Origin of the sequence: Pseudomonas sp. OG7 (assembly GCF_014192825.1) — a bacterium.
Lineage (GTDB): Bacteria > Pseudomonadota > Gammaproteobacteria > Pseudomonadales > Pseudomonadaceae > Aquipseudomonas > Aquipseudomonas monteilii.
Map to the genome: position 1 here is coordinate 355,828 of NZ_JACHYK010000006.1, position 26,270 is coordinate 382,097.

Here is a 26,270-nt window from a genome sequence, read left to right on the forward strand (position 1 = left end):
CTCCCACAGGTAAAGCGTTGCGCTTGAGGCGGGCGCGATCCCTGTAGGAGCGGCTTTAGCCGCGAAGAGGCCGGTACAGGCTGGCTCAAAACTCGAAGGTGCTGGACAGGCTCACCTGCCGCGCATCCCCGATTGCCACAAAGTACTGGTTCACCGCCGAGCTGTAGTAGACCTTGTCGAACAAGTTCTTCACGTTCAGTTGCAAGCGCACGTTGTGCTCATCCAGCTTGGTCTCGTAGCTGGCGAACGCATCGGCCACGGTATAGGACGGCAGGTCGAAGGTGTTGGTCGAGTTGCCCGCCCGCTCACCCACATAACGCGCACCTGCGCCCATCCGCAGCTTGTCGCCCCCGAACAGGCTGCCGAAGTCGTACACGGCCGACAACGAACCGCTGTGCTTGGCCACGTTCTGCAGGCGGTTGCCTTGCAGGTCCGGGTCCTTGGTGACCTTGGCGTCCGTGTAGGCGTAGCTGCCAATCAGGCTCCAGTGCTCGCTCAGCTGCCCCGTCAGGTCGAGCTCCACGCCACGCGAGCTGACCTCGCCGGCGTTGCTGTACACCGTCTCTTTCGTGGTGGCATCAAAGTTGGAAACCAGCACATTGCGCTTGGTGATGTCGAACACCGCCAGGGTACCGGTCAGGCGACCGGACATGTCTAGCTTGGCGCCCAGCTCCCACGACTTGCCTTCCTCAGGTGCAACCGACGAGTCCAGCACCACGCCGCCCGTCAGCGGCGCAATGCTGGAGTTGGGCTTGAACGACTCGCTGTAGCTGCCATAGAACGACAGCTGGTCATCCACCTTGTAGACGATGCCGGCATGCGGCACCCAGGCTTGGCCGCTGTTATCGGTATTGGCCGTGAACGGACGGCCACGGCCTGCGTACTGGTCGAATTGCTGGAATCGTGCACCGGCCACCAGGATCCAGTGGTCGTCCAGGTGCAGCGCATCCTGCACGAACAGTGCATCGGTGCGCAGCTTGTCGGTCTGGTCACTGTCACTGGCTCTTACTGTGGTGCCCTCCACCTCTTGGCCGTAGACCGGGTTCACATAGCTGAACGTGGATTGCGCAGTCTGGCGGATCAGATCACCGCGAAAGATCTTGCGGTCTTCATGGTCAACGCCGAACAGCAGGTCGTGCTGCATACCGGCCAACTCCACGTTGCCCACCAGGCTCAAGGTGGCGAACTGGTCACGGCTCATGGCGTTGTGGGTGCCGTCGATGCTGCGAGTCAGTGTGCCTTTGGCTTCGTTGACCCCGGTCACCCGCACCTGGCTGGCATCATAAGTCTCGCGGTTGAAGCTGTAGCCAAAGTGCAGCTTCCAGTCATCGGCCAGTTGGTGGTCGACTTCCAGGCGGTACAGGTCAGACCGCCCTTCCATGTCGTTGAACGGCTCGTCCAGGCGCCGGGTGGTGGGGATGTTCAGCGGGTGGCCGTTGCTGCCGAACGCGGTGCCGCGGTCGAAGGGCGAGAGAAACTCGCGGTGCTCGTACGCCAGCACCACCTGGGTGTCTTCGCCCAGCCAGGCCAGCGACGGCGCTACCAATGACTCGCGGTGCACGCCGTAGTTGCGCCAGTAGTCCTCATCCTCGTGGTCGACGATCAGGCGGTAGGCGAAGTTGCTGTCGCCCAACGCGCCGGTGCTGTCGAACCCGCCGCCACTGCCGTTCTTGCCGCTGCCGTAGGTGGAGCCACGGACGGTCAGGGCGTTGTACTGCTGCAACTGCGGGCGCTTGCTGACCACGTTGATCACCCCACCAGGGTCCTGGATGCCGTACAGCAGCGAGGCCGGGCCCTTGAGCACTTCGACCCGCTCGGTACTGGCGTTGAGGCTGCGGCCCTGCACGATGGGCATGCCGTCGCGCATGATCGAGCCGTCGCGGTTGTCGCCAAAACCGCGCTTCATCACCGTGTCGGAGGTGCCGCCAAAGTTGTTGCCCTGGGTGATGCCACTGACGTTGTAAAGGGCATCGTCGAGGTTGCGCGGAGCCTGGTCGCGGATGACCTGGGCCGGTACCACGTTGATGGCCTGGGGAATGTCCTGGTTCGGGCCTTGCCCGCGCATGATCGAGGCGGTGGCCGGCGGTTGATAGCTGTACACGTCCATTTGCGAGGTCACGGTGGTGGCCTGCAGGTTGAGGGCGCCGGAAGTGTCTGCGGTTTCGAGGGTCAGAGTACGGGCATCGACGCGGCGCCAGGCCAACCCGGTGCTGCCCAGCAGCTGTTGCAGGGCCTGTTCGGCGCTGAATCGGCCGTTCAGTGCCGGCGCCTGCACGCCCGGCAGTTCTAAGGTGTAGACCACGCTCTGGCCGGTGGTGCGGCTGAAGGCGTTGAGCGCCTGGGCCAGGGGCTGGGCCGGCTGGGCGAAAGCATAGGTCTGCTGTTGCTCGGCGGCACTGGCCAGGGGAGCGACAGCAACGGCCGGGAGCATGGCAAGGCCGAACCAGAGAGGGACGCAACGCGGAGAGAACTTCATGGACGCTGACCTGTGAGAGGGTGATGACTGCGAATGAATCGCACTTCCACTCATTACACGGATGCCACGTCCTGTTACCTCACCCGTTTTTTAAAAATATTTTGCCTGTGCCCGCGAAGAGGCCAGTACAGGCGACTACCGAAGCAGGGTCAAACGCCCCAGCACGGTCTGCCGCGAAAAGCCCATCACCTTGCCCAGCGAATCCAGCGCCAACTGCGGCTCGTCCACCGGGAAGCTGCCGCTGACCTTGCGCTGCCCCAGTTCACCATCCAGCAACAGAATGCGCCCCGGGTAATAGCGCCCAAGGTCTTCCACCACCTGCGCCAGTGGCACTTGGTAGTAGTTCAGCCAGCCTTGGCGCCAGGCCAGGCGGTTGTCACTGTCCACAACCTGGGTGTCGTCGATCCTGCCTGCGCTGTAGTTCACCTGCTGGTTGGCAGTCAGTTCGCGCGCCAAACCGCCCTGCGCAGGGCTAACCCCCACACGCCCACTGCGTACCGTCACCTGGGCGCCCTCGCCCTGCTCACGCACTTCGAACTGGGTGCCGAGCACCCGCACCTCGCCACCGGCAGCTTCAACCAGGAACGGCTCGCCGGTATGCGTCACCTGGAAAAACGCCGCGCCATGAAGCAACCGCACACGGCGCTCCCCCTTGGCGAAATCGACCGCAATGGCGCTACCGGCATCCAGCGTGACCTGCGACTGGTCAGCCAAGGTCACCTGGCGAATCTGCCCGGCACTGCTGTAGTCAGCCTGCAGGTCCTGCAACCAGTACCCCGGGTGCCAGCCACCGGCAACACCCACGGCCAGCACCAGGCAGGCCGCCATCGCCATCGCCGCCACACGCCTCCACGGACCACGGGCCGGCGGCCTGGCCATGGCATCGAGGTAACGTTGCAGGGCTTGCTGTTCTTCGTCGGCCAACCGCTGCGCCGGGCCGGCGCTTTTCTGCCACAACAGCTGAGCCTGTTCATAGGCGGCGCGGTGAACAGGGTCGGCCATTAGCCAGCGCTTGAACGCCGCACCTTCGGCTTGCGCGGGCTGCTCGTTGATGCGGCTGAGCCACTGCAGGGCGGCCTGGGATTGCGCCTCGGTAATGGGGGGCATGCTGCTCATCGACGGGCGCTCCCTGGCCGGCGTGGAGTGGGCGCGGGCTCGGCAACACTGGCCTTGCACGCTTCAAGGGCGCGCATCATATGCTTTTCCACGGTGCTCTGGGACAGTTGCATGGCCTTGGCGATTTCGCCGTACTTGCAGCCGTGAATACGGTTGAGCAAAAAGATCTGCCGGGTGCGCTCGGGCAAGGCGCGCAAGGCGGCTTCGATGCGTTGCAGGTCGTGGTCCACTTCCAGGGCCTGCTCTGGCGCCTGGGCCGTGGCCACTTCGTCCACCGGCAACGCGGCTTCGGCCACGCGTTCGCGGCTGCCTTCACTGCGCAGGTGGTCGATTGCGAGATTACCAGCGCATCGCAGCAAGTAGGTGTCCAGCGCCTCGACCTTCACTTCGGGGCGCCGCCAGAAGCGCAGAAATAGCTCCTGAACCAGGTCCGATGCCGTGGCGCGGCAGCCGACCCGTCGGCTGACCAGGGCTTCCATGCGTGCCCGCTGGGCCTGGAACACCTGGACGAAACGTGCACGCCCGCCGGCACTGTCGGCGTCGGGCTCGATGATGTCCCCCTGCTCGCTCACGGCTTCACACGGCAAACACGGCCAGCAACGGGCCGAGCACCACGCTGGCGGCGGCCAGGCCCAGCAGCAGGCGCGGCTGGTAAGGCAGGCCGAACACCCAGAGGGTTACCCCGGCCATCATCACCGCCGTCCACTCCACCAGGCCGTAGGCCCAGCCACGCAAGTGCACGCTGAGGAGCAGCGATAACAGCAGCAACAGCCATCCAGCACTGCGCAACAGCCGCAATTGCCCAGGGCGCGGCTTGCGCCCGAGCAGGTCGCTGAAGTGTTTTTCCATGGCCAGGCACAGGGCCACAACACCTGCGAATGCGATCAGTGCGTTACCCAGCATCAGCTCGCCTCCGCCGTTTCAGTACCCGGCTTTTTTACTGCGCGTGGGCGCTTGGCAACCGGCTTGGGGCTGCGCAGCATCTTGCCCGCCAGCCAGGCCAGGAACAGGCCGGTGGCCAGGGCAGTCAGGTCGAAGCCGGCCATGGCCCAGTCACCCTCCTGCAGCGAATGGTTCAGCCCGCGGTGGGTACTCAGGCCGTTGAGCAGCGGCAGCAAGGCAAAGGCCAGCGCACCCAACGCAAGTTGCTCGCCCCAGGCCCTGCGCCCGCTGCGTAGTACCGCATGCACCAGCGACAGGCCCCAGGCGATGAAGAAGGCATTGACCTCCCAGTCGCCCCGGCCTTCGACGCCTATCGGGACCAGGCGGTTGGCCCAGAAGAAACCTGCCACCGCCAGCAGCAAGCCGCTCATGCTGGCGATATTGAGTACCTCGACCAGGCGCAACTCACCCGGTATGCGCTCGCTCTTGGCGTGCTTGAGCTGACGCTTGCCCAGCCACATCACCAGCCCGGTGCCGATCACCGCAGTGCCGGCCACACCAAAAAAGAAGTACAGCCAGCGCAACCAAGGGCCGGCGAAGTTACCCATGTGCAGCCCGGCGAAACTGAAGGCGGTCATCATTGCCCCGCTCTCTGGCTTGCCCTGGCTCAGCAGCTCGCCACTGGCGCCATCGAAGGTCCAGTTAGCGCTGCGCCGATAAGCCACATGGTCGGCAGACGATTGCGTGAAGGTGACACGGGCATTGCTGTCGCCCGGGTTCTGCACCTGGATGTTGCCGATACGCGCGCCGGGTTGCAGTGCCTGCAACTGGGCATACAGGCTGGGCAACGGCACCAGCGGTGCAGCCACATGGGCCGCCTTGGGCGCATCGTCGCGGCCGAACAGGTCGTTGAAGTACTTGTCGGTGTCATTGCCATAGCTGGCCATGATGCCAGCCGGCATCACCATGTACATGAACAGCACCAGGCTGCTGTAGCTGATCATCAGGTGAAATGGCAGCACCAGCACACCGATCGCGTTGTGCCCGTCCAGCCAGGAGCGCTGGCCCTTGCCGGGGCGGAAGGTGAAGAACTCCTTGAAGATCTTCTTGTGCGTGATGATGCCGGTGACCAGCCCCAACAGCATGATGAACGCGCAGAAGGTCGACAGCCATCGGCCGAACGGGTAAGGCATTTGTAGCTGGAAGTGGAAGCGGTAGAAGAACTCGCCACCGCGGCTGTCGCGCGCTTCAACCGGCTGACCGGTCTGGGTATCGAGGGTTTTACTCACGAACCCGCGTGGCCCGCCATTGGGGTCGCGGTAGCCCACGCTCAAGGCAGCCTCGCGCGCGTTGGGCATGCGAATGAACCAGGTGCCAGAATGCCCGGCATTGTCCTGCAGGTAACGTTGGGCCACACCCAGGCTGTTGAGCGGATCCAGAGCATGGCTGCGCACTTCGGGCTGCGCCCAGTGGGTGATTTCTTCCTTGAAATACGACAGTGTGCCGGTGAGGAAGATGGCGAACAACAGCCAGCCGAAGATCAGGCCGGTCCAGGTGTGCAGCCAGGCCATCGCCTGGCGAAAGCCTTCTTTCATGGGTTTTTCATCCAGTAGGCGACGCCGCTGATCAGGCCCAACAACAGGCTTGGCGCCAGTACACCCAGCCAGGCACGCCAGGCGTTGCGGCAGGCGAAGCACCAGATGAACGCCAGCAGGTAGAAGACGAACGACAGCAGCAGGCCGGTGAGCGTGGCATCGACCTTGGGCAACGGCGCCACCAAGGCAATACAGACGCTGGCCATCGACGCCAGCAAGTAGCCGCCCAGCAGCGCGGCAAGGCTACGTGAGGCAACGCCCAGCCGGTAACTGAGCGGGAGGCCGGCGGTTTTGCGCGTCATGGCGAAGGTCCGGGCATTTTCGGGGGTGCAATACTAATGATTTCAATTCTCATAAGCAAAGCCTGCTGCTACTTCGCCCTGTGAACGCCTCGTTTTCCCCGCAAGTGGCCGAGCAGGCCGTGCACTGGGCAGACGTCGGTGGAGTTCTGACCTGTAGCAAATGGGGGGCCGCTTTGTAGCCCCCTTTTGCAACAAGAAATTTATTTTCAGAAAGGGCTTGAATTCATCCAGCAGTTGCCTGACCTTAGAGTCAAGAGGCGCAGAAATTCCAAGGGTCTCAAGGGCCTAGGCGCGCCTCCATGCGAGCAAGCTGAATAAGGATTGAATCATGCAAATCCAGGTCAACAGCAGCAACCATTTCGAAGGCAACGCCCGGCTCGATCAGTGGGTCCGCAGTACCCTGCAGAACTCGCTGGAACGTTACGAAGAAGACCTCACCCGCATCGAGGTTCACCTGCGCGACGAGAACGGCGCCAAGCCCGGACCGCATGACAAACGCTGCCAGATGGAGGCTCGCCCAAAAGGCCACCAACCGATTTCCGTGACCCACACCGCCACTTCGCTGGACCAGGCAGTCGACGGTGCCGCCACCAAGCTCACCCACGCGCTGGAACACTTCTACGGCAAGTTGCGCAGCAAGCGCGGCGCCCTGGAGCTGAGTGACCCAGACGCCTGATCGTCAAAGCAAAACGCCCGGCCTGAAGCCGGGCGTTTTTGTTTGTAGCGATCAACGGCACTGAACCAAGCCGCCGCGTTGCCAGTCAACCTCTGCACTCATCCACTGCAGAAGCACGACCATGGACAACCCGTTCGAAAAAATCAGTGCTGCATTCGCCCCCGAATACCGGGTCAACCTGAGCATCACAAACCTCGACGGCAGCATCATGCTGACCCTGTCCGACGACGCCGGCGTTGTCGCCAAGCGCCTCATCACCCAGGCCCAGCGCAACGACCCGGCGCGCCTGCAACGGGTGATCGACAGCATTCGCCTGGGCCTGGCCATCGAATTCAGTCAAAACCCCATGCAAGTGCTGGCCGCGCTAACCCGCGACGCTCGTCACGCGCCGCGCCACGTCGTTGCCAACTGAGGGTTACTTGCCCTCGTCCACTTCCTTGCCGTTGGCATCCAGCACCTTGGTCGAGGGGTAGCGATACGAAGCGTAGCGCACCACCAGAATCGAGAACGCCAGCAACAGGATGCCGCCGCACAGGTACAGCAGCCCTTCGTCCGGCGCCTTGTGGTGCGAGACATCGCCGATCAGCAGGCGAGTCAGCGCGGTAATGGCCACGTACAGCAGGAAGCGGATTGGCATGTGGTTGGTCTTGAAGTAAATGCCGACCATCGCCCCCAACTCCAGGTAGATGAACAGCAGCAGGATGTCATCGACACTGACCCCACCCTTGCCGAGCATGTCCAGGAAGGTGACCACCGCCGCATAGGCGGTAATCGCGCCAATGCCAAACAGCGCCAGGTAATGGAAGGCCTCGACGCACAGGTTACCCAGCGAGTCGGCCGAACCATGCAGGCCTTTGCGTAGCTTGTCTGCCCATTTGATGTTCACGATGTTCCATTCCCCGATACGTCTTTAAGGATGATGCGTCACCGGTGTGACGCTTGTGCCATGCAGTTAAAGGGCCAGGCCCTTGGCTTGGAAGGCGACCGATTGCCGCAAGGCACGTGTGGGCAGGCTGAAGAATCAGGTTGCGCGATGATGGCAATGCCATTACTGTATGCGCATACAGTAAACTGCAACACAAACAGCAAAAAAGGCATAGAGGTGATGAATGGCCGTCGAAGTGGTGTACCGCAGCAGCCGCGACCCGGAGCGCTTGTTCATGGATAAGGCCGAAGCAGACCGTCACGACAAGATGCTCGAACTGGCCGAGCGCCTGGCCGAAGTGCTGCACAAGGCGGTGCCGTCGCTGACTGAGCAGCAGGTTGAGGAAGCCGGTATCTACATGGCCAAGAACCGCGATGTGTTTGCCCGGGCGTTCAAGAGCCAGCCGGATGCGTTGGCCGAGTTGCTGGAAGGAGGTGCTGCCGAGTGAGATCGGCAGCGCCTGCTTCGCGGGCAAGCCCGCGAAGAGGCCAGTAACGCCAGCATCAGCATTCAGCCGTAGAGCAACCGCTCTGCCAACATCTGCGCCACCCGCGCCGGCGAACGCTTCTCCGCCTGGGCATGGCCGAACACTTCGGTCAGCCGTGACGGTATCCGCGCCAGGTGCGCGGTGATGGTGCCCAAATCCTCGCCACGATGGGTCAGCGCCACGTAGATCAACCCACCGGCATTGATCACGTAGTCAGGCGCATACAATATCCCGCGCGACTCCAGCTGGTCGGCCACCTGCAAGGTGGTCAGCTGGTTGTTCGCCGCCCCCGCCACCGCCGCGCAACGCAACTGCATCACGCTTTGCCCGTTCAGCACCGGCCCCACGCCGCAAGGGGCGAAGATGTCGCAAGGGGTGCTGATCAACGCATCGTTGGTTACAGGCTTGGCATCGAACTGCTCCATCGCCAGCCGCACACGTCCTGGGTCCAGGTCGCTGACCAGCAACTCCGCGCCCACTGCATGCAGTTGCTCCGCCAACGCAAAACCGACATTGCCCAAGCCCTGCACCGCCACTCGCAGGCCTCTGAGGTCATCACTGCCCAGCCGGAACGAGGTGGTGGCGCGAATACCCGCGAACACCCCCATCGCCGCATGTGGCGAGGGATCACCCGATGCGGTGGTACTGGTCACATGGGGTGTGCTCTGAGCAATGCAGTCCATGTCCAGGGTCGAGGTGCCGCTGTCCACGGCGATGATGAAGCGTCCGTGCAAGGTATCGATGAAGCGGCCAAAGGCCTCGAACAGTGCGGCGCGGTTTTCCACATGCGGGTTGTGCATGATCACCGCCTTGCCACCGCCCAGTGGCAAGCCCGCCAACGCCGCCTTGTAGCTCATGCCCTGGGCCAGGCGAATGGCATCGGTCATGGCGCTTTCGTCATCGGCATAAGGCAGGTACCGGCACCCGCCCATGGCCGGGCCCAGTTGCTCACTGTGGATCGCCACAACCGCTTTCAGACCCGTAGGCGGGTCGTTGAACAGGTGCAAGGACTGGGTACGGGTGCTTTGCATCAGAGCGAACATCGACAGGCCCCCCATGAGGTGCTCCCTCCAGTATAGGCACCGCCCTGAAGCTGGTGCCGCCGCCGGACCACTGGACGAAACCCCGCGCCACGGCTAATACTCAAGCGTGTGTGGAGAAGCCCCATGAAGCCACGTCAAGCCTGCCTGGCCTGCCTGGAACGCGAGCCTGTCGCCCTGCTGGAAGCCGCATTGTGGATTGCCGCCGAGCACGACCGGAGTGTCGAGCCCGCAGCCAGCCTTGCCGTGCTGCAAGACCTGCAGCGCGATATCAGCACCCACCTGCCGATGCTGCCACTGTGCGAACTGGCCCAGCCGCTGCTGCGCCAGCTCAATGCGCTGGGCTTCCAGCAGGATGAGTACCACCCCCTGCGCCCGCAGGCGGCGATGATGGACAAAGTGCTGCAACGCCGCCGTGGCCAACCGCTGACCCTGGCCATACTCGCCCTGGAACTGGCCGGGCGCCTGTCCATTCCGCTGGAGGGTGTGGGCTTTCCTGGCCATTTCCTGCTGCGTGTACCGGGTGCCGACCACCTGCTGGATCCCTGCGGTGGCCGGCGCCTGTACCCCAACGATTGCCGTGAGCTGCTGGCCCGCCAGTTCGGGCCGCATGTTGCGCTGACGGCCGAGCACATGCGCAGTGCCACCCCGCTGCAGATGCTGCAACGCCTGTCACGCAACCTGCGCCAGCTGCACATCAGCAACGACAACCACCTGGCGGCGTTGATCGATGCCGAACGGGTCATGCAGTTGGGGCCGGTGCAGGTCAGTGACTACATGACCCGCGCCTCGTTGTACCAGCACCTGGATTGCCCACAGGCCGAGCGCTTCGACCTGGAGCATGCGCTGCTACTGACTGAAGATCCGGCCCAGCGCCTGAAGCTGTCCGAACGCATCGGCAAGCTTCCGGCGGCGAACCGTTCGCTTCACTGAGCCGGGCTGTCCGGCTGCTGGGCGGGGTGGGCCTGGGTGAACGCCGGATGCCCGGCGGCCATTGCGGCAACCCGCAGGATACGCGGGAAGCTGCTCAGGTCGATGTTGAAGCGTTCGGCGGCATACAGCTGCGGGATCAAGTACACATCCGCCAGCCCCGGTCGATCACCGAAACAGAAGCCTTGATCACCAATCAGTTGCTCCACTGCCGCCAACCCTTGGCTGATCCAGTGGCCGATCCATTGATTGACCTGCCCCTCGTCCTGCCCGGCCTGGCGCAGCCGGTTGAGCACGCTCACGTTGTGCAGCGGGTGGATGTCGCAGCCAATGATTGCCGCTACACCACGCACCTTGGCACGCGCCTCGGCCGTGGCCGGCAGCAACGCGGGCTGTGGATAAAGCTCTTCCAGGTACTCGATGATTGCCGGTGACTGCACCAGCAATTCACCGCCATCGGTGCGCAAGGCCGGTACGCGGCCCTGCGGGTTGATGGCGACATAGTCCGCCCCACGCTGCTCACCCTGCAGCAGGTTGACCGGCAGGGACTGGTAAGCCAGCCCCTTCAGTGCCAGGGCAATGCGCACCCGGTAGGACGAGGTGGAACGGTAATAGGTGTACAGCTCCATGCCCGCCCCTCCTCAGTTGGCCGCGATGACCGTGCCACGGCATTCGCCGAAGCCGATGCTGGCCACGCCGTCGCGCGTGCAGCGGGCACGCAGGATGATTTCGTCACCGTCTTCGAGGAACTTGCGCACCTCGCCGCTGGCCAGTTCCACCGGCAGCTTGCCGCCCTCGGTGATCTCCAGCAGGCTGCCGAACGACCCCGGCGTGGCCCCCGACAAGGTGCCCGAACCGAACAGGTCGCCTGGTTGCAGCTGGCAGCCGTTGACGCTGTGGTGCGCCACCAGCTGCGCCACGGTCCAGTACATGCTGCGGGTGTTGCTCAGGGTCAGGCGGTGTGGAGCAACGCCCTGCTCACGCATGCGCTGGGTCAGCAGCAGCACTTCAAGCTCGATATCGTAGGCACCGGCGGCCTGGTCGCGCTTGTCCAGCAGGTACGACAGTGGCTGCGGGTCGCCTTCCGGGCGCGCCGGCTGGGCGCAGCGGAACGGCTCCAGCGCCTCGGCAGTGACCACCCAGGGGGAAATGGTGGTGATGAAGCTCTTGGACAGGAACGGCCCCAGTGGCTGGTATTCCCAGGCCTGGATATCGCGCGCCGACCAGTCGTTGAGCAGGCACAAGCCGGCCACATGCTCGGCGGCGTCGCCTACCGGGATCGCCTGGCCCATGTCATTGCCCTGGCCAATCCAGATGCCCAGCTCCAGTTCGTAGTCCAGGCGTGCGCAAGGGCCGAAGCTCGGCTCGGTGTGCCCGGCCGGCAAGGTCTGGCCCTTGGGCCGGCGCACATCGGTGCCCGATGGGCGGATGGTGGAGGCGCGGCCGTGATAACCGATCGGCACGTACTTGTAGTTGGGCAGCAGCGGATTATCGGGGCGGAACAGCTTGCCCACGTTCTTGGCGTGCTCGATGCCGACGTAGAAGTCGGTGTAGTCACCGATCTGCGCGGGCACATGCAGTTGGCAGTCGCTGGCCGGGATCAGCGCCGGCTTCAATGCCGACTGGTGTTCGCTGTGCTCGCCAAGCAGGGCCTGCAAACGCTCGCGCAGGGCCACACGGGCGCTGCGGCCCAAGGCGAAGAATGCATTCAGCGCGCCACCGCGGGTGGCTTCGACGGCAGCCTTGGCAGCACCGTCGAACAGGCCGGCGGCCAGCACCGCTTCCAGGTCGAGGATCGCGTCACCGATGGCCACGCCACAGCGTTTGGCTTCACCCGGCCGGCTGAAAATACCCATCGGCAGGTTCTGCAGCGGAAAGTCGCTGTGCCCGTTGGCGTGCTCGACCCAGCTACGGGCATTGGCAGTGTGGTTCATGGGTTATCTCCGGTTCGGGTTGAAGGTGCTCGGCAAGGTGGCCCAGCAACTATCGTAGTCGGCCTGCAATTGCGGGCATTCAAGGGCTTGCTGGCTCGGGCGCAGCACTTGGCTGGTCTCGAACATGAAAGCCATGGTGTTGTCGATCTTGTGCGGCGCCAGGTCGGCGGCAATGGCCTTTTCGCAGGTTTCGGCGTCGGGGCCATGGGCGCTCATCACCCCGTGCAACGAGGCGCCACCCGGCAGGAAGCCTTCGGCCTTGGCATCGTAGGCACCGTTGATCAGGCCCATGAACTCGTTCATCAGGTTGCGGTGGAACCATGGCGGACGGAAGGTGTTCTCGGCCACCATCCAGCGTGGCGGGAAGATCACGAAGTCCATGTTGGCCAGGCCATGTACGCTGGTCGGCGAAGTCAGCACGGTGAAGATCGACGGGTCCGGGTGGTCGAAGCTGACGGTACCGATGGTGTTGAAGCGGCGCAGGTCGTATTTGTAAGGCACGTTGCTGCCGTGCCAGGCCACCACATCCAGCGGCGAATGTTGCAGTTCGCAAGCCCAGTGCTCGCCCAGGAACTTCTGCACCAGTTGCACTGGCCCTTCGGCCTCTTCGTAGTGCGCCACCGGAGTGAGAAAGTCACGCGGGTTGGCCAGGCCATTGCTGCCGATCGGGCCCAGGTCCGGGATGCGCAGCGGCGCCCCATGGTTTTCGGCGATGTAGCCGCGGGCCTGGCCATCGAGCAGTTCGACACGGAACTTCATGCCGCGTGGAATCACCGCGATCTCCAGCGGTTCAACTTCCATCACGCCCAGTTCGGTGGCAATGCGCAGGCGGCCCATTTCCGGCACCAGCAGCAGTTCACCGTCGGCGTTGAAGAAAACACGCTCCATGGAACGGTTGGCGCGGTAGATGTAGATACTCACACCGGCCGGTTTTTCCGCCGCCGCGTTGGCCACCATCGGCAGCCAGCCCTCGATGAAGTCGGTCGGTTCGGCAGGGATCGGCTGCGGGCTCCAGCGCAGGCGGTTGGGGTTGATCCCACCCAACGGCCCGCTCAACGGCTGGCGCGCCAGGCGCTCGAAACGTGTGTGCAGTGCAGACGGGCGAATACGATAAAGCCAGGTACGGCGTAGCTCACTGCGGGCCATGGTGAACGCCGTGCCCGAGAGCAATTCGGCATACAGCCCATAGGGCGCCTTCTGCGGCGAGTTCTGCCCGACCGGCAAAGCCCCTGGCAGTGCTTCGCTGGCAAATTCGTTGCCGAAGCCGCTGAGGTAGTGAAGGTCGGGTGAGGTGTCGCGATTCATCGATGCCTCCGGGCTCTGGCCGAGCCGTTGCGGGCAGCTGGCTGCTGGCCCGGTGTGGGGTGGCAGCACGTCTGCATTGTTTTTATCGTAATCAGATTACGAATAACGTAATTTGCCCCGCGCTTGGCGTCAAGCTATAAAGGCCCGACTTGAAGAATCCGGAAGCAGATGCCCATGACCAAAGCCAGCTCCCCCGCCGACAACGGCAAGCAGAAAGTCCGCTCGGCGGAGGTCGGCACCGACATCCTGAAGGCGCTTGCAGAGCTCTCCCCTTCCACGTCGCTGTCACGCCTGGCGGAACATGTGCAAATGCCGGCGAGCAAGGTGCACCGTTACCTGCAGGCGTTGATTGCCAGTGGTTTTGCAGAGCAGGACAGCGCCACCAACCACTACGGTTTGGGTCGCGAAGCATTGCGGGTGGGGTTGGCGGCGCTGGGCAGCATCGATGTGTTGAAGATTGCCGCCCTGCCGCTGTCGCAATTGCGCGATGAACTGAACGAGAGCTGCTTCATTGCCGTGTGGGGTAACCAGGGCGCGACCGTGGTCAGCATTGAACCGGCAGTGCGGGCGGTCACCGTGGTCACACAAATCGGCTCGGTGCTACCGCTGCTTACATCCTCTACCGGCCTGGTGTTCGCCGCCTATCTGCCCGAGCGCGAGACCGTGGACTTGCGCGACCGCGAGCTGGCCGCCCTGCAACACACTGCAGAAGACTACCAGGCAGTCTTGGCCGGCATTCGCGACCGTGGGTTGCACCATGTGCACGGCCTGCTGATGCCAGGTGTGGATGCGTTGTCGGCACCGGTGTTCAATGCCTTGGGGCAGGTTGTGGCCGTGATGACCGTGGTCGGGCCAACGTCGATTTTTCATGCCGACGAACATGGGCCGGCGGCGCAAAGGCTGCTGGCGGCTGCGCGCGAGACCAGCTGGCGCATGGGCTATTCACCGGCCGCGTGAGCGCCTGCAGCACTATTGCCCGATACGTAAAGGTGAATGTCATAAGCCGCTATTTTTCCCACAGGATCAAGCGCTTATTCTTAACTCACTGGCCGGCATGAAGGGCTCTTCCCCCCCGCCTTTCAGGTCTGCGAGGTTCACCGACGTAGATTTTGAAGCTCCTTGATCTAACGTCTCGATTGGCCGCTGTGGCTTGCAGCGGCCTTTTTTTTTGCCCCGAAAGAACCTGCGCTCTCGCTGGCTGATGCGCTCCCACTAAGTGCCCAGCAAGCGCTCTAGAGTGGGTACTTCTGCAGGTTCGCCATCATCTGCTGCAGCGCCTGCAAGCTGTCCTGCGGGTGCACGGCCCCGTCAAAGTCGCCAATCCGTGCCCAGTTTTCCGCCACCTGCTCCGGGGTAAAGCCTTCGCGCGGATCAAAGCCTACCCCCAGGCTGCGCTCCCAGCGCACTTTGCCCACCCAGCCGCCACCCACCTCGAACAATTCGCCCGTACCCTGGCACTGCTCACTGCCCAGGTACACCACCAGCGGGCTGACCAGTTCCGGCTTGAGCCGCTCGAAGACCTGAGGCGGGATCAGCCCTTCGGTCATGCGGGTGCCGCCGGTAGGGGCGATGGCGTTCACCAGAATGCCGTGCTTGCGCCCTTCGATTGCCAAAGTGCGGGTCAGCCCATACAAGCCTAGCTTGGCCATACCGTAGTTGGCCTGGCCGAAGTTGCCGTAGATGCCAGAGGTAGAAGCGGTGAAGATCACCCGCCCCCAGTTCTGTTCGCGCAGGTGTGGCCAGGCGGCGCGGGTGACCTTGAAGGCCCCTTCCACATGCACCTGATAAACCTGCTCCCAGTCGCTGTCGTCCATCTTGTGGAACGTCTTGTCACGCAGGATGCCGGCATTGTTCACCAGCACATCGACCCGGCCGAAGCTGTCGAGGGCCTGCTCGACGATACGCGCGCCCTGGCTGACCGAGTCATGGTTGGCGATGGCGGTGCCACCGGCGGCCCGGATCTCCTCCACCACCCGGTCGGCGGCCGAAGCGCTGGCACCTTCACCGTGGGTAGAGCCGCCGAGGTCGTTGACCACGACCCTGGCACCCCGCGCGGCGAACAGCAGCGCATGGGCGCGGCCCAGCCCACCGCCGGCTCCGGTGACGATCACCACGCGATCTTGCAGACGGACAGGCTCGCTCATGCTCATGGCTCCAGGCAGGTTCAGGTCAGCCAAGTGTCCGCCGCCAACGGCAGGCGGACAATCAAGCTCACGCAGGCTGAATGCCTGGCAATAACGCAGGGCGATGAGGCCCGGTCAGGACCACGCCACTTTCTGTGGGTAATAGCTCAGCCGCTGTTCACGAAAAGCCAGGTAGTGGCGCAGGACCTGCACAGGCGCCTCGGTGTGCGGGTAATGGCCGATGCCCTGCAACTGCACGGTATCCGGCTCCGGCACCAGTTGCCGATAACGCTCCAGCATGTGCCCACCGGAAAGTGGGTCAACCACGCCATTGATGAAGCGCAGGGGTACGCCTTTGCGCTGCATCGCCCCGACCCAGCGTTCGCGATGCAACCTGCGCTCGGGGATATAGCTCACCAGCTTGTGCAGGATGCGCGTGCCCCGGTTGGCGGCGATCAGGCTCCAAAAATCATCCAGGGCACTTTCGCTGGGGTGGGTGCAGGGGCCGTAGACCTGGGTCACGTTGCGCACCAGGTCGTCACGCCCGAACGAGCGCCCGACCAGCCAGCCGAACCGGCTAAGCAGCAGTTTCTGGATCAGCAGCATGCGGCAGCTTTCGGGGAACAGCCCACTGTTGAGGAACACGCAGCTGGCTATCTCGGCACGCTGTTCGTGGTGCCGCGCCAGCAGTTCCTGGGCCACGCTGCCGCCGTAGTCATGGGCCAACAGGTGTACCGGCTGGTCGACCTGCAGATGGCCGAGCAATGCCTGCTGCAGGTCGGCTTGCTCCATCAGGCTGTACGCGTGGTCGACCGGCTTGGCCGAGTCGCCAAAACCGAGCATGTCGCAAGCGATCACCCGAAAGCGTTGGGTCAAAGGCCCCCACAAGTAGTGCCAGTCCCAGCTGGCCGTGGGGAAGCCGTGTAACAGAAGCAGGGGCTCTCCTTGCCCTGCGGTCCAGTAGCGGATGCTCTGGCCCCGGAAGTTGAAGCTTTGTCCCCGGGTACGCCAGACGCACAATGGAATTTCGGCCATAGGCATCAGAAGTAACCCGGTGAAGTGATAGGGACGGGATAGGGCAAGGCTGCGGTCATTGCATGTCACCTCGGCACATACATGTGCTCTCTATGTCGAGGCAAAGTCTAGCCAGCAGCCCACTGGCTGGAACTTGCGTTGCCAGCCAGCTTGATGACTGTGCGAGTCAGTGGCACGAACGGTCAGAGCAACAGGGCCAGCAACGGTGCCGCGAACAGGTTCAGCAAGCCGGTCAGCACCATGACCAGGCCGGCCACCGAGCCTTCCTCGCGGCCCACCTCCTGTGCCCGGCTGACCCCGGCGCCATGCGCACCGACACCAAACAACGCACCCCGTGCCAGCGGCGTGCGCAACGGCAACAAACGCAGTAGCGCGCCGCCGAACATGGCGCCGAGTACACCGGTGAACATCACGAACACCGCTGTCAGCTCTGGTACGCCCCCCAGGTCATGGGCCAACGGCATGGCAAACGGTGTGGTAATCGAACGCGGCACCAGCGACAGGCTGGTCGCGCTGTCCAGCGCCAGCAGGTGCGCCAGCCCCCAGGAACTGGCGATCGAAGCACTGCTGCCGGCGACCATGCCCACCATCAGCGCCGGCCAATGGCGCGCCAGCATCGCCCGCTGCTGCCAGATGGGCACCGCGAAGGCGACGGTCACCGGGCCAAGCACGCTCATCAACCAATGGGTATTGCGCGCATATTCGGCATACGCGGTGTGCAGCGGCACCGCCACCGCCAGCAACAGCACCGGTACCAGGATCAACGGCGACAGCAGGTAGCGCCCGCTGCGCCGGTACAGCCAGCGGCTGCCCAGGTAGGCCAGCAAGGTCAGGGCCAGCCAGAACAGCGGCATGGGTTCAAGGCTCATGGCGCAACCTCCAGCGGCACACCAGTTCTACGGTGAGCGCGGTCACCACCATCACCATCAGCGTGCTCACGGCGATCACCAGCAAGATGCGCCAGCCCTCCTCACGGATCAACGAGCCGTAGTCCAGCAGGCTCATCAACGCCGGAATGAAGAACAGCAGCATCTCGGCCATCAGCCAGCCGGCGCCGAGTTGCAGCATGGCCGGCTTGAGCACACCGGACGCGAACAGTATCAGCAACAGTGCCAGGCCCATCACACCACCTGGGATCGGCCAACCCAACCAGGTCGCAAGCTGGCCGCCCAGCAGAAACAAGGCACAAAGAATCGCCAGCTCGACAAGCAGGCGCAGGGCTTTTTTCAACAATGCGGGTTTCATGACGGGGGTTCCTCGACAGGCCCTCATTTTAAGATTTGGCTGCCTAGGCCAGAAGCGAATTGTTAGACTGATAGCCATTCCAGAATGGAATTCAGAGCATGGAATTCAAACAGCTGCGCAGCTTTATCGAAGTGGTCCACCGCGGTGGTTTTACCCAGGCCGCGCAAACCCTGCACATCAGTCAATCGGCCGTGAGCAAGCAGGTGGCGCAGCTGGAGCAAGATGTGGGCCAGCCGCTGCTGGAACGCCAGGCCTCCCAGCTGCACCTGACAGCGGCCGGGCACATTGTGCTGGAGCGCGGCGAAGCCCTGCTGCGCCAACGCCAGGCGCTGCTCAACGAACTGGACGACCTCAACCAGATGGAGCGTGGCGAACTACGCCTGGGTCTGCCGATGTTGGGCAGTGACGCCTTGTTCGCCGGGCTTTTTGCCGAATACCGGCGACGTCACCCAAACATCGCGATCCAGTTGCTGGAGGGCGGTAGCCGCAGTGTCGAACAGGCGGTCAAGAGTGGCGAGCTGGAACTGGGTGGTAGCCTGACACCCAGCGATGAGACGTTCGACTACCAGCCGTTCTGCAACGAGCCAATGGATGCCCTGCTGCCGGCGGGGCATCCATTGGCGAGCCTGGACGGGGTGGACCTGGGGCAACTGGCCGATACGCCGTTCCTGTTGTATCAACGCAGTTTCGTGCTCAACGACCGGCTGCTGAAGGCGTGCCAGCAACAGGGCTTTACCCCGAAGGAAGGCGGCCGCAGTGGCCAGGCAGACTTTTTGGCGGCGTTGGTGGCGGCAGGCCAGGGTGTGGTGTTGCTGCCCCGAGTGGTGGCAAAAGCGCTGGAGCGCCCCGGGGTGGTGCGTTTGCCGCTCCGTTCGCCGGGGGATTTACGCTGGGACATCGCCTTTATCTGGCGACGTGGGGCCTACCTGTCACGGGCGGCGCAGGCGTGGTTGGCATTGTTGCGCGAACCTCACGCCTGACGCGCTTTTTTATGCGGCCTTAGGGTCAGGCTTTCAGTGCGATTGCCAATTCAGCCAACCACGGTTCGGCATCCGCCTCCGGGGTCACCGTCTCGCTGGCGTCCAGGCGCAGCATCGGCTGCACCTCACGCACACCCAATTCGGCAAACAGCTCGCGCATCTGCTCGCCACCGCCGCAATAGGTATCACCGTAGCTGGAGTCACCCAGTGCAATCACCGCCCCCGGCAGACCACGCCAGGCCGCAGGCAAGGTATCGCGAAGGGTGCTGTACAGCGGCATGAGGTTGTCCGGCAGTTCGCCCATGCCGGTGGTCGAGGTCACGGCCAGCAAGGCGTCGGGGGCAAAACCTTCAAGATCCTGCTGGGTGGCACGTGCCGCATGCCAGGCCTCCAGGCCCGCTGCCTTGAGCAGCGTTTCAGCGTGACGGGCGACTTCTTCGGCGGTGCCATAGACCGATCCGGAAATAATGGCGACTTTCATCGGGTAGAGGATTCCGAAACTGAGTGAAAACGTAGGATACTAGCATCCAGCGCTGGCAAAAGGCCGCCTCTACCAAAGTCGCCGTCCTCAGCCCCTCCTTGCCCAATGGCCCGAACATGATCAATGCGCAATTGCTGCAATCGATGGTCGATGCGTCCAATGACGGGATCGTGGTTGCCGAACAGGAAGGCGACGACACCATCCTGATCTACGTGAACGCCGCCTTCGAACGCCTGACCGGCTACAGCCGCGATGAAATCCTCTATCAGGATTGCCGCTTTCTGCAGGCTGACGACCGTGACCAGCTTGGCCGCGCACGTATCCGCAGGGCCTTGGCCGAAGGCCGCCCCTGTCGCGAAGTGCTGCGCAACTACCGCAAGGATGGCAGCGCCTTCTGGAACGAGCTGTCGATTACCCCGGTAAGGCACGCCGCTGACCAGCGCACCTACTTCATCGGTATCCAGAAAGACGTCAGCCGCCAGGTCGAACTGGAACGGCAACTGGCGGAACTGTGCGCTCGTCCGAAACCCGACGAACGCGCTTGAACCAAGTACGCCATGCACGGTCAATCCCGATGAAGAAATCGCCACCACCGAGTTCGATCATGCAAGCAGACGTGCTCCTGACCCAGGACGAGCTGGATTTCATCCAGAACATGCAACATTCGCCGCATTTGAACGTGGCCGACTCCATGTCGAGCCTGCTGGTCAATGGCGACCGCCGCATACAGAGCCTGCTTACCCGGCTGGTGGCGAACGAACAGGTTACCTTGCAGGCCCAGTTCAACAACCAACAGATCAGCTTCCCCCTGCAATTGGTAGAAGACGAGTTCCACGCCCTGCACCTGCAACTGGGTTCACCGGAAATCTACGAAGACGGCCCCATGCTGCGCCCTTGGCGCCTGTCGATGGAGCAGCCGAGCGCACTGCTCGATGCCCATGACGAGATCAGCGGTCTGTGGGTACGTGATATTTCCTTCAAAGGTGTGCTGCTGGAAGTCCGTGACCTGCCCTCGCCACCCGCACGCTTCGAACTGCGCTTCGCCCCCGGCGGCATCAGCCCGATCGAACTGCACGGCGTACTGGGCCGGCGTATTGGCCCGGACCTGGCGGCTTATGACCTCAGCCAAAGCCCGCCCGAAGAAATCGAGCGTCTGCGCGACTACATCCTCCAGGCCCACCCCGACCTGCACACTCAGGTATCTAGCTGACCTGCCAGAAACTGCCGCAACCGCTGGCGCATGACACTACCCTGCGCTCCCAGGCAGGCGATAGCACTGCCAGCCAGGCTGGCCTGTGCCACTTCCGCCGCCTCACCGGCCAGTAACAACGGGCAGTCCAATACCGCCGCCAGGCGAGCCAGGTGCCGAGTGAGCTCTGCGGTAAGCGGCTGATGGGAAAACAGCACCAGGGCATCCGGCTTCAGGCGCTCGCAAACCAGCGCCAACTCCTGCAGTGGCTGCCCGTTCGCCAACGGGGTCACACCTGTTTCGTCGCTGCCCAGGATCAAGCTGGTGACCAGCAGCTCGAGCTCATGGCACTGCCCCGGTAATGGCGCCAACAGCACGGTGCGGCTACGCGGCACATGGGCAAGCTGCAAGCGAGCGAAGACCCGGCCGCGCAGGAACTGGTCAAAGAACAGCCATTCACTGGCCTGCCCATAGCCGCCCTGGCGGACAGCCATGTCGTGCCACACAGGCATGAACACTTCGCTGAAAACCTGGTCCAGGGTGCTGGCGGCAAAAACCTCCTGGAAAAGCAGATCAAGGCCCGCCACGTCGAAACGCTGCACCGCCAGGCGGATCTGGTGCTGCCAGCTTAGCCAGGCGTCCGTCGCATCACCGGCCTGGCCGGCAAGGGCATGGCCACGCGCAAGAATACTGCCCACTTTGCTGATTGCCACACCGCGCTCCAGCCACCCGAGGATACGGCGGATCTCATCGATATCGGCCTGGGAATACAGGCGGTGGCCACTGTCGGTACGGATTGGCTGGATCAGGCCATAACGACGCTCCCAGGCCCGCAGGGTCACAGCGTTGACACCGGTCAGACGGGAAACTTCACGAATTGGAAACAGCTCCTGCTGTTCAAAACTCGCATCGATCACTGGATTACGTCCCTGTTCGTTCATCTGCAAGGGGTACCCTGCGTGCGGAAGTTGAACAGGTATTCTACTACGACGGCGCGAGTCGCAGGGTGCAACCGTTTGCCGCCCGGGGTTTGCCGAATATTGCAGATACGCGATAATCCGTGCCCGATTCTTGCATGCACGCCTGTGTTGCCCACCACCCCGGGCCACACAGCCAAAGGGGCCAGCTACCCGCCAGCCCCGTTGCCAGGAGATACACGATGTCTACCCCACCCGTCACCCTGATGGTGTCTCGCCGCGCCGCCCATGGCCGCTACCAGGACTTGCTGGCCTGGTTGCATGAAGGCGAGCAGCTGGCCACCGACTTTCCCGGCTACCTTGGCTCGGGCATCCTTGCGCCGCCCCGCGATGGCGACGAATTCCAGATCATCTTTCGCTTCAGCGACGAGCCGACCCTGCATGCCTGGGAGCACTCCGCCTCGCGCCGGGCCTGGTTGCAACGCGGCAACGGCCTGTTCGAACGCCCCAAAGAGGCGCGCGTAAGTGGTATCGACGACTGGTTTGGCACCAACATGGTGCAAAAACCACCCCGTTGGAAACAGGCTGTGGCGATCTGGCTGGCATTCTTCCCGGTCTCGTTGCTGTTCAACCTGCTATTCGGCCACTGGTTGGCAGCGTTGGACCTGGTGCCCCGGGTACTGCTCAGCACCTTGGCGCTGACACCCGTGATGGTCTACCTGTTCATCCCCCTGTCCACCCGCCTGCTGGCCGGTTGGCTGCATGCCACCCCAACGCCCTCTGGCGCCCTGCGCAGCCGCTGAGGGCAGGCCATACAATAGGGAAACAGTTCGGGTATGCTGGGGGCAACCAAAGGACAGACAAGTTGACCGCCCGAACATGAACAGCCCCATTCTCGTTACCGGAGCCAGCCAGCGCGTCGGGCTGGCCTTGGCCCTTGAACTGGCACAGGCCGGCCATACGGTGGTCAGTGCCAGCCGCAGTGTCCAGCCACAGACGGCCCACCCGAACATCGTGCAGTTCCAGGCCGACCTGTGCCAGGCGGCCGACCGCCAGGCCCTGATCGATCACCTGCACAGCCATTACGACGGCCTGCGGGCCATCATCCACAATGCCTCGCTGTGGCTGGATGACGGGCTCGACAACCTCGAAACCATGTTCCGCCTGCACGTCGAAGCGCCCTACCACCTCAACCTGGCCCTGGGCGACCTGCTGGCCAAGGTGGACAAGGCCGACATCATCCACATCTGCGACGAAACGTCCTCACGCGGCAGCAAGAGCCACATCGGCTACGCCGCCACCAAGGCCGCGCTGCAGAACATGGTGCTGTCGTTCGCCGAAAAATATGCGCCCAAGGTGCATGTGAACGGTATCCTGCCCGGGCTGCTGATCCTCAAGGAAGGGGGCGATGAAGCCTACCGCCAGCAAACCCTGAAAAAGGCCTTGCTGGAATTCGAACCCGGCGCCGGCCCGCTGGTCGAGACCGTCAAGTACCTGCTCGCCAGCCAGTACAGCACCGGCAGCCAGGTGGTCATCAACGGTGGCCGCCACCTGAAAAACCGCATGACTTGAGAGAAGCCCATGACCCCACAGCAACAGCTCGAACTCGAAGCCGCCGCGTTCCGGCGCTTGGTCGAACACCTGCAAAAGCGCACCGACGTGCAGAACATCGACCTGATGAACCTGTCCGGTTTCTGCCGCAACTGCCTGTCCAAGTGGTACAAGGCCGCAGCGGACGAGCGCCAGCTCGACTTGAGCCTGGATGACGCCCGCGAAGCGGTGTACGGCATGCCCTACGCCGACTGGAAAGCCCAACACCAGAAAGAAGCCAGCGCCGAACAACAAGCGGCGTTCGAAAAAGGAAAACCTCGTGACTGATCTGAACACCCTGCGCGCCAGCCTGGCCAGCGGCCAGCATGTATTTGCCGATACCCTGGCGTTCATTGCCGACCACTACAGCTACCAGCCTCAGGCCTTCAACAATGGTGGCGTGGAAAATGCCGCTGGGCAGAACGAAGGTTCGTGCAAGACTTTGGGCCTGGCACTGCTGGAAGGGCTGAGCGACCAGGAAGCGCTGCTGGCCTTTGGCGAGCACTACCGGGATGTGCTGGCCACGCCTGAGGGCAGTGACCATGGCAATATCCGTGCGCTGATCCAGCATGGGCTGGCTGGGGTGAAGTTTGCTGCGCAGCCTCTGGCGCGCAAGGGCTGAGATAGCCGGGGCCGCCATGCGGCCCCAAAATTTTGAGCCCACCATCAATCCATGATGGTGCCAGGCCCTCCTTCTTCCAGCCCTCCCTGCTGCAACCACTGCAAGGCCACCGGCCACAGGCTTTCGCGAAAGCGGTCATGGAAGAACGCGAAGTGGCCAATTTCCTCGACCGAGATATCCACAGGCGCGATGCGCAGGTGCCGGGCACCCTGTATATAACTCAGCAAACGCTCGGTGGCCGCGACGGTGCCGAAGGGGTCATCGGTCAGGCTGATGGCCAAGGTTGCTGCCCGCACCTGGGCGAACGGCGGTGTTTTCAGTTCACGGCCGCTGGGCCGGTGTTCGTAACGCGGGGTTCGTGTGGTCCAGTCGTGCACCACGCCAGATGGCGTATCCTCCAGCCAACCCAGTCGCTTGCCGGGGAAGTAACCGAATACCCGAGTCAACAGCGGCATAACCACATGCCATTTTCCAAACAGCTGCCAGCGCTGCTCAGCCGCATAATCGCGCCAATAGGCGAACTGCGCGCCCACCATCACCACCCGGCGCACCCGGCTGGCAGATGGCGCCAGGCCCACTGCGCAGCCGCCGAAACTGTGCCCCACCACATCCACCGGCTGGCCAGGGAAATGCGCTGCAGCATGCGCCAGCATGGCTTCGAAATCGAGCCTGCCCCAGTCGCTCCATGAAGCCTGAAAACCGCGCAACGAAGCCGGGCGGGATTCGCCGATGCCCCGGTAATCGTAGGTCAGCACATCGCAGCCCTGGGCAAACAGGAAGTCGGCAAAACGTGAGTAATAGCGGCAGCGTACCGAAGTGGCAGCGTTGATGATCACCAGCGGGCGCTGGGGGTCTGGCTGGGCGTGGCGCCAGCAGAAACCGCCGAGGCTGTAACCGTCGGCTGCGGGGTGGCGAAAGGCTGTGGCGGGTTGGGTGAGGCTGCTCATGGCGCATTCCCTGTTGTTGTGCGCCAAAGCTAGCAAAGATTTTATAGCCTGTACCGGCCCGTTCGCAGGTGAACCCACGAACGGCCCGGTACAGGCTATCGCCGATTACAGCTCGACGCAGTCGAACTTCACATCGGTAGCCACGTCTTCGTCGTAGTTGACGTCAGCACGCTCGAAGCCGAACAGGTTGAGGAACTGCTTCTTGTAACCGGCATAGTCGGTCAGCTCGAACAGGTTCTCGGTGGTCACCTGTGGCCACAGGGCCTTGCAGGCGCTCTGCACGTCGTCACGCAGTTCCCAGTCGTCCAGACGCAGGCGGCCCTTCTCGTCGACTTCGGCCGGCGCACCGTCGGCACGGTACATGCGGTCGCGGTACATGCGGTCCAGCTGGTCCTGGGTGCCTTCGTGAACGCCCTTCTCCTGCATGATCTTGAAGACCATCGACAGGTACAGCGGCATCACCGGGATGGCCGAGCTGGCCTGGGTGACCACCGACTTCAGCACCGCCACGTTGGCGCCACCCTTGAGTTCGCCGGCCAGTTTCTGGTCCAGGCGCAGGGCGGTTTCGTCCAGATCCTGCTTGGCCTGGCCCAGCGCCCCGTGCCAGTAGATCGGCCAGGTAATGTCGCTGCCGATGTAGCTGAAGGCTACGGTACGAGCACCTTCGGCCAGCACGTCGGCGCCCGCCAGGGCGTCGATCCACAGCTGCCAGTCCTGGCCGCCCATGACGGTGACGGTGTCGGCGATTTCCTGCTCGGTGGCCGGCTCGATGCTGGCCTCGATGATGGTGTCCTTGTTGGTGTCGATGGCGGTCGACTTGTACGGTTGGCCAATTGGCTTCAGTGCCGAACGCACCAGTTCACCGGTCTGCGGCAGCTTGCGCACAGGCGAAGCCAGCGAGTAGATGACCAGGTCAACCTTGCCACCCATTTCGTTCTTGATCAGTTCGATGACTTTGGTACGGGCCTCGTCAGAGAAGGCGTCACCGTTGATCGACTTGCTGTACAGGCCCTCGGCCTTGGCAAACTTGTCGAAGGCAGCGGCGTTGTACCAACCAGCAGTGCCGGCCTTGGTTTCGGTGCCTGGTTTCTCGAAGAACACGCCCAGGGTGTCGGCCTTGAAGCCGAACGCTGCGGTGATGCGGGCCGCCAGGCCATAGCCGCTGGAAGCACCGATGACCAGGACCTTCTTCGGGCCATCCTCGCGCACGCCCAGCTTGCGGGTGGCTTCGATCTGGTCACGGACGTTGAGCTCGCAGCCCTTCGGGTGAGTCGTGGTGCAGATGAAACCGCGAACCTTAGGATGAATGATGGCCAATGTCTGTACCTCGTCAGGTTTATGCCGGGGAAGCGCCGTTTGAGGCGATTCCGATTGATCAGAGGGTGAGACTACCCCCGCAGGTTATCCGACACATATTACGGGGTGATCATGGGGATGCAAAACCGGGGTTCTTCTATCCCGGCATCTTCGAGG

At 63.2% G+C, this 26,270-nt stretch carries 31 protein-coding genes; 12 read left to right on the plus strand and 19 right to left on the minus strand.

The features are described from left to right. Window positions 1-85: 85 nt before the first annotated feature. The 6 genes from FHW75_RS17185 to FHW75_RS17210 all read right to left on the minus strand — a co-directional run bounded on the left by FHW75_RS17185 (window position 86) and on the right by FHW75_RS17210 (window position 6,371). On the minus strand, window positions 86-2,476 hold the full coding sequence (locus FHW75_RS17185; protein WP_183674109.1) for a TonB-dependent siderophore receptor: 2,391 nt from the start codon (window positions 2,474-2,476) through the stop codon (window positions 86-88). Window positions 2,477-2,611: 135 nt separating this feature from the next. Continuing rightward, window positions 2,612-3,592, minus strand: coding sequence for a FecR family protein (locus FHW75_RS17190; protein WP_028614284.1), 981 nt, complete (start codon window positions 3,590-3,592; stop codon window positions 2,612-2,614). Further along, on the minus strand, window positions 3,589-4,164 hold the full coding sequence (locus FHW75_RS17195) for an RNA polymerase sigma factor (protein ID WP_025753987.1): 576 nt from the start codon (window positions 4,162-4,164) through the stop codon (window positions 3,589-3,591). Before FHW75_RS17195 ends, FHW75_RS17190 begins: the two co-directional genes overlap by 4 nt. Window positions 4,165-4,168: 4 nt before the next feature. Beyond that, window positions 4,169-4,495, minus strand: a complete 327-nt coding sequence (locus FHW75_RS17200) for a DUF3325 domain-containing protein (protein ID WP_019098840.1) — start codon at window positions 4,493-4,495, stop codon at window positions 4,169-4,171. After that, window positions 4,495-6,069, minus strand: a complete 1,575-nt coding sequence (locus tag FHW75_RS17205; RefSeq protein ID WP_025753989.1) for a PepSY domain-containing protein — start codon at window positions 6,067-6,069, stop codon at window positions 4,495-4,497. The genes FHW75_RS17200 and FHW75_RS17205 overlap by 1 nt, the downstream gene beginning before the upstream one ends. Next, window positions 6,066-6,371 (minus strand): DUF3649 domain-containing protein, encoded by a 306-nt coding sequence (locus FHW75_RS17210; protein WP_019098838.1) that lies wholly within the window; start codon window positions 6,369-6,371, stop codon window positions 6,066-6,068. The genes FHW75_RS17205 and FHW75_RS17210 overlap by 4 nt, the downstream gene beginning before the upstream one ends. Window positions 6,372-6,699: 328 nt before the next feature. Between FHW75_RS17210 and FHW75_RS17215 the strand changes: the two genes are divergently transcribed. Together FHW75_RS17215 and FHW75_RS17220 are read left to right on the plus strand one after the other, a co-directional pair. Further along, window positions 6,700-7,047 carry an HPF/RaiA family ribosome-associated protein gene (locus tag FHW75_RS17215; protein ID WP_016713489.1) on the plus strand — a complete coding sequence of 116 codons (348 nt, stop codon included), beginning with the start codon at window positions 6,700-6,702 and terminating at the stop codon, window positions 7,045-7,047. Between the two features lie 121 nt (window positions 7,048-7,168). Further along, window positions 7,169-7,459: a DUF3509 domain-containing protein gene (locus FHW75_RS17220; protein WP_025753990.1), complete on the plus strand. Its 291-nt coding sequence runs from the start codon at window positions 7,169-7,171 to the stop codon at window positions 7,457-7,459. Window positions 7,460-7,462: 3 nt separating this feature from the next. Here the strand turns inward: FHW75_RS17220 and FHW75_RS17225 are convergent, their stop codons facing one another. Continuing rightward, window positions 7,463-7,933, minus strand: a complete 471-nt coding sequence (locus tag FHW75_RS17225) for a phosphate-starvation-inducible protein PsiE (RefSeq protein ID WP_183674111.1) — start codon at window positions 7,931-7,933, stop codon at window positions 7,463-7,465. A gap of 223 nt (window positions 7,934-8,156) precedes the next feature. Between FHW75_RS17225 and FHW75_RS17230 the strand changes: the two genes are divergently transcribed. Beyond that, the gene (locus tag FHW75_RS17230) at window positions 8,157-8,420 is read left to right on the plus strand and encodes a YebG family protein (RefSeq protein WP_016489064.1); all 264 of its coding nucleotides are present in this window, start codon (window positions 8,157-8,159) and stop codon (window positions 8,418-8,420) included. A gap of 62 nt (window positions 8,421-8,482) precedes the next feature. Here FHW75_RS17230 and FHW75_RS17235 read toward each other — a convergent pair whose 3' ends face one another. Then, window positions 8,483-9,502, minus strand: coding sequence for a Glu/Leu/Phe/Val dehydrogenase (locus FHW75_RS17235; RefSeq protein ID WP_183674131.1), 1,020 nt, complete (start codon window positions 9,500-9,502; stop codon window positions 8,483-8,485). A gap of 123 nt (window positions 9,503-9,625) precedes the next feature. On the opposite strand from FHW75_RS17235, the gene FHW75_RS17240 reads away from it, so the two are divergent. Further along, window positions 9,626-10,432 carry a SirB1 family protein gene (locus tag FHW75_RS17240; RefSeq protein ID WP_019098835.1) on the plus strand — a complete coding sequence of 269 codons (807 nt, stop codon included), beginning with the start codon at window positions 9,626-9,628 and terminating at the stop codon, window positions 10,430-10,432. Here FHW75_RS17240 and maiA read toward each other — a convergent pair. The 3 genes from maiA to hmgA are packed head-to-tail and all read right to left on the minus strand — an operon-like array spanning window position 10,426 to window position 13,668. Further along, window positions 10,426-11,058, minus strand: coding sequence for a maleylacetoacetate isomerase (gene maiA / locus FHW75_RS17245; protein WP_019098834.1), 633 nt, complete (start codon window positions 11,056-11,058; stop codon window positions 10,426-10,428). The genes FHW75_RS17240 and maiA overlap by 7 nt on opposite strands. Before the next feature lie 12 nt (window positions 11,059-11,070). Continuing rightward, on the minus strand, window positions 11,071-12,363 hold the full coding sequence (gene fahA, locus FHW75_RS17250) for a fumarylacetoacetase (RefSeq protein WP_016713482.1): 1,293 nt from the start codon (window positions 12,361-12,363) through the stop codon (window positions 11,071-11,073). Between the two features lie 3 nt (window positions 12,364-12,366). After that, window positions 12,367-13,668, minus strand: a complete 1,302-nt coding sequence (gene hmgA, locus FHW75_RS17255) for a homogentisate 1,2-dioxygenase (RefSeq protein WP_183674113.1) — start codon at window positions 13,666-13,668, stop codon at window positions 12,367-12,369. Between the two features lie 174 nt (window positions 13,669-13,842). On the opposite strand from hmgA, the gene FHW75_RS17260 reads away from it, so the two are divergent. Next, window positions 13,843-14,625 (plus strand): IclR family transcriptional regulator, encoded by a 783-nt coding sequence (locus FHW75_RS17260; protein ID WP_016713480.1) that lies wholly within the window; start codon window positions 13,843-13,845, stop codon window positions 14,623-14,625. A 275-nt stretch (window positions 14,626-14,900) separates the two neighbouring features. Here the strand turns inward: FHW75_RS17260 and FHW75_RS17265 are convergent, their stop codons facing one another. From FHW75_RS17265 to FHW75_RS17280, 4 genes are all read right to left on the minus strand, one after another. Further along, window positions 14,901-15,812, minus strand: coding sequence for an SDR family oxidoreductase (locus tag FHW75_RS17265; RefSeq protein WP_016713479.1), 912 nt, complete (start codon window positions 15,810-15,812; stop codon window positions 14,901-14,903). A gap of 114 nt (window positions 15,813-15,926) precedes the next feature. Next, the gene (locus FHW75_RS17270; protein ID WP_019098831.1) at window positions 15,927-16,832 is read right to left on the minus strand and encodes an alpha/beta fold hydrolase; all 906 of its coding nucleotides are present in this window, start codon (window positions 16,830-16,832) and stop codon (window positions 15,927-15,929) included. Window positions 16,833-17,008: 176 nt separating this feature from the next. Further along, window positions 17,009-17,695 carry an LrgB family protein gene (locus FHW75_RS17275; protein ID WP_183674115.1) on the minus strand — a complete coding sequence of 229 codons (687 nt, stop codon included), beginning with the start codon at window positions 17,693-17,695 and terminating at the stop codon, window positions 17,009-17,011. Next, complete coding sequence (locus FHW75_RS17280; RefSeq protein WP_016713476.1) at window positions 17,685-18,071, minus strand: CidA/LrgA family protein; 387 nt, start codon at window positions 18,069-18,071, stop codon at window positions 17,685-17,687. The genes FHW75_RS17275 and FHW75_RS17280 overlap by 11 nt, the downstream gene beginning before the upstream one ends. 98 nt (window positions 18,072-18,169) lie before the next feature. On the opposite strand from FHW75_RS17280, the gene FHW75_RS17285 reads away from it, so the two are divergent. After that, complete coding sequence (locus FHW75_RS17285; RefSeq protein WP_019098829.1) at window positions 18,170-19,051, plus strand: LysR family transcriptional regulator; 882 nt, start codon at window positions 18,170-18,172, stop codon at window positions 19,049-19,051. A gap of 25 nt (window positions 19,052-19,076) precedes the next feature. On the opposite strand, the gene FHW75_RS17290 is transcribed toward FHW75_RS17285, so the two are convergent. Continuing rightward, window positions 19,077-19,532 carry a flavodoxin gene (locus FHW75_RS17290; protein ID WP_019098828.1) on the minus strand — a complete coding sequence of 152 codons (456 nt, stop codon included), beginning with the start codon at window positions 19,530-19,532 and terminating at the stop codon, window positions 19,077-19,079. 116 nt (window positions 19,533-19,648) lie between these two features. Between FHW75_RS17290 and FHW75_RS17295 the strand changes: the two genes are divergently transcribed. Together FHW75_RS17295 and FHW75_RS17300 are read left to right on the plus strand one after the other, a co-directional pair. Next, window positions 19,649-20,077, plus strand: a complete 429-nt coding sequence (locus tag FHW75_RS17295; protein WP_016713473.1) for a PAS domain S-box protein — start codon at window positions 19,649-19,651, stop codon at window positions 20,075-20,077. 59 nt (window positions 20,078-20,136) lie between these two features. After that, entirely contained in the window at window positions 20,137-20,742 is a 606-nt protein-coding gene (locus FHW75_RS17300) for a hypothetical protein (protein ID WP_025753992.1), read from the plus strand. Here the strand turns inward: FHW75_RS17300 and FHW75_RS17305 are convergent. Further along, window positions 20,727-21,662: a MerR family transcriptional regulator gene (locus FHW75_RS17305; RefSeq protein ID WP_183674117.1), complete on the minus strand. Its 936-nt coding sequence runs from the start codon at window positions 21,660-21,662 to the stop codon at window positions 20,727-20,729. The genes FHW75_RS17300 and FHW75_RS17305 overlap by 16 nt on opposite strands. Before the next feature lie 218 nt (window positions 21,663-21,880). Here FHW75_RS17305 and FHW75_RS17310 point away from each other — a divergent pair, with 218 nt between their 5' ends. From FHW75_RS17310 to FHW75_RS17325, 4 genes are all read left to right on the plus strand, one after another. Next, a complete protein-coding gene (locus FHW75_RS17310; protein ID WP_019098826.1) occupies window positions 21,881-22,441 on the plus strand; it encodes an antibiotic biosynthesis monooxygenase in 561 nt (186 codons plus the stop codon). A gap of 76 nt (window positions 22,442-22,517) precedes the next feature. After that, window positions 22,518-23,210 carry a dihydromonapterin reductase gene (gene folM, locus FHW75_RS17315; RefSeq protein WP_025753993.1) on the plus strand — a complete coding sequence of 231 codons (693 nt, stop codon included), beginning with the start codon at window positions 22,518-22,520 and terminating at the stop codon, window positions 23,208-23,210. 9 nt (window positions 23,211-23,219) lie between these two features. After that, window positions 23,220-23,516 carry a DUF1244 domain-containing protein gene (locus FHW75_RS17320; RefSeq protein WP_019098825.1) on the plus strand — a complete coding sequence of 99 codons (297 nt, stop codon included), beginning with the start codon at window positions 23,220-23,222 and terminating at the stop codon, window positions 23,514-23,516. Beyond that, entirely contained in the window at window positions 23,509-23,850 is a 342-nt protein-coding gene (locus FHW75_RS17325; RefSeq protein WP_019098824.1) for a HopJ type III effector protein, read from the plus strand. Before FHW75_RS17320 ends, FHW75_RS17325 begins: the two co-directional genes overlap by 8 nt. Before the next feature lie 44 nt (window positions 23,851-23,894). On the opposite strand, the gene FHW75_RS17330 is transcribed toward FHW75_RS17325, so the two are convergent. Together FHW75_RS17330 and fabV are read right to left on the minus strand one after the other, a co-directional pair. Further along, window positions 23,895-24,797 carry an alpha/beta fold hydrolase gene (locus FHW75_RS17330; RefSeq protein ID WP_019098823.1) on the minus strand — a complete coding sequence of 301 codons (903 nt, stop codon included), beginning with the start codon at window positions 24,795-24,797 and terminating at the stop codon, window positions 23,895-23,897. Between the two features lie 105 nt (window positions 24,798-24,902). Beyond that, entirely contained in the window at window positions 24,903-26,114 is a 1,212-nt protein-coding gene (fabV, locus tag FHW75_RS17335; protein WP_019098822.1) for an enoyl-ACP reductase FabV, read from the minus strand. Window positions 26,115-26,270 lie beyond the last annotated feature (156 nt).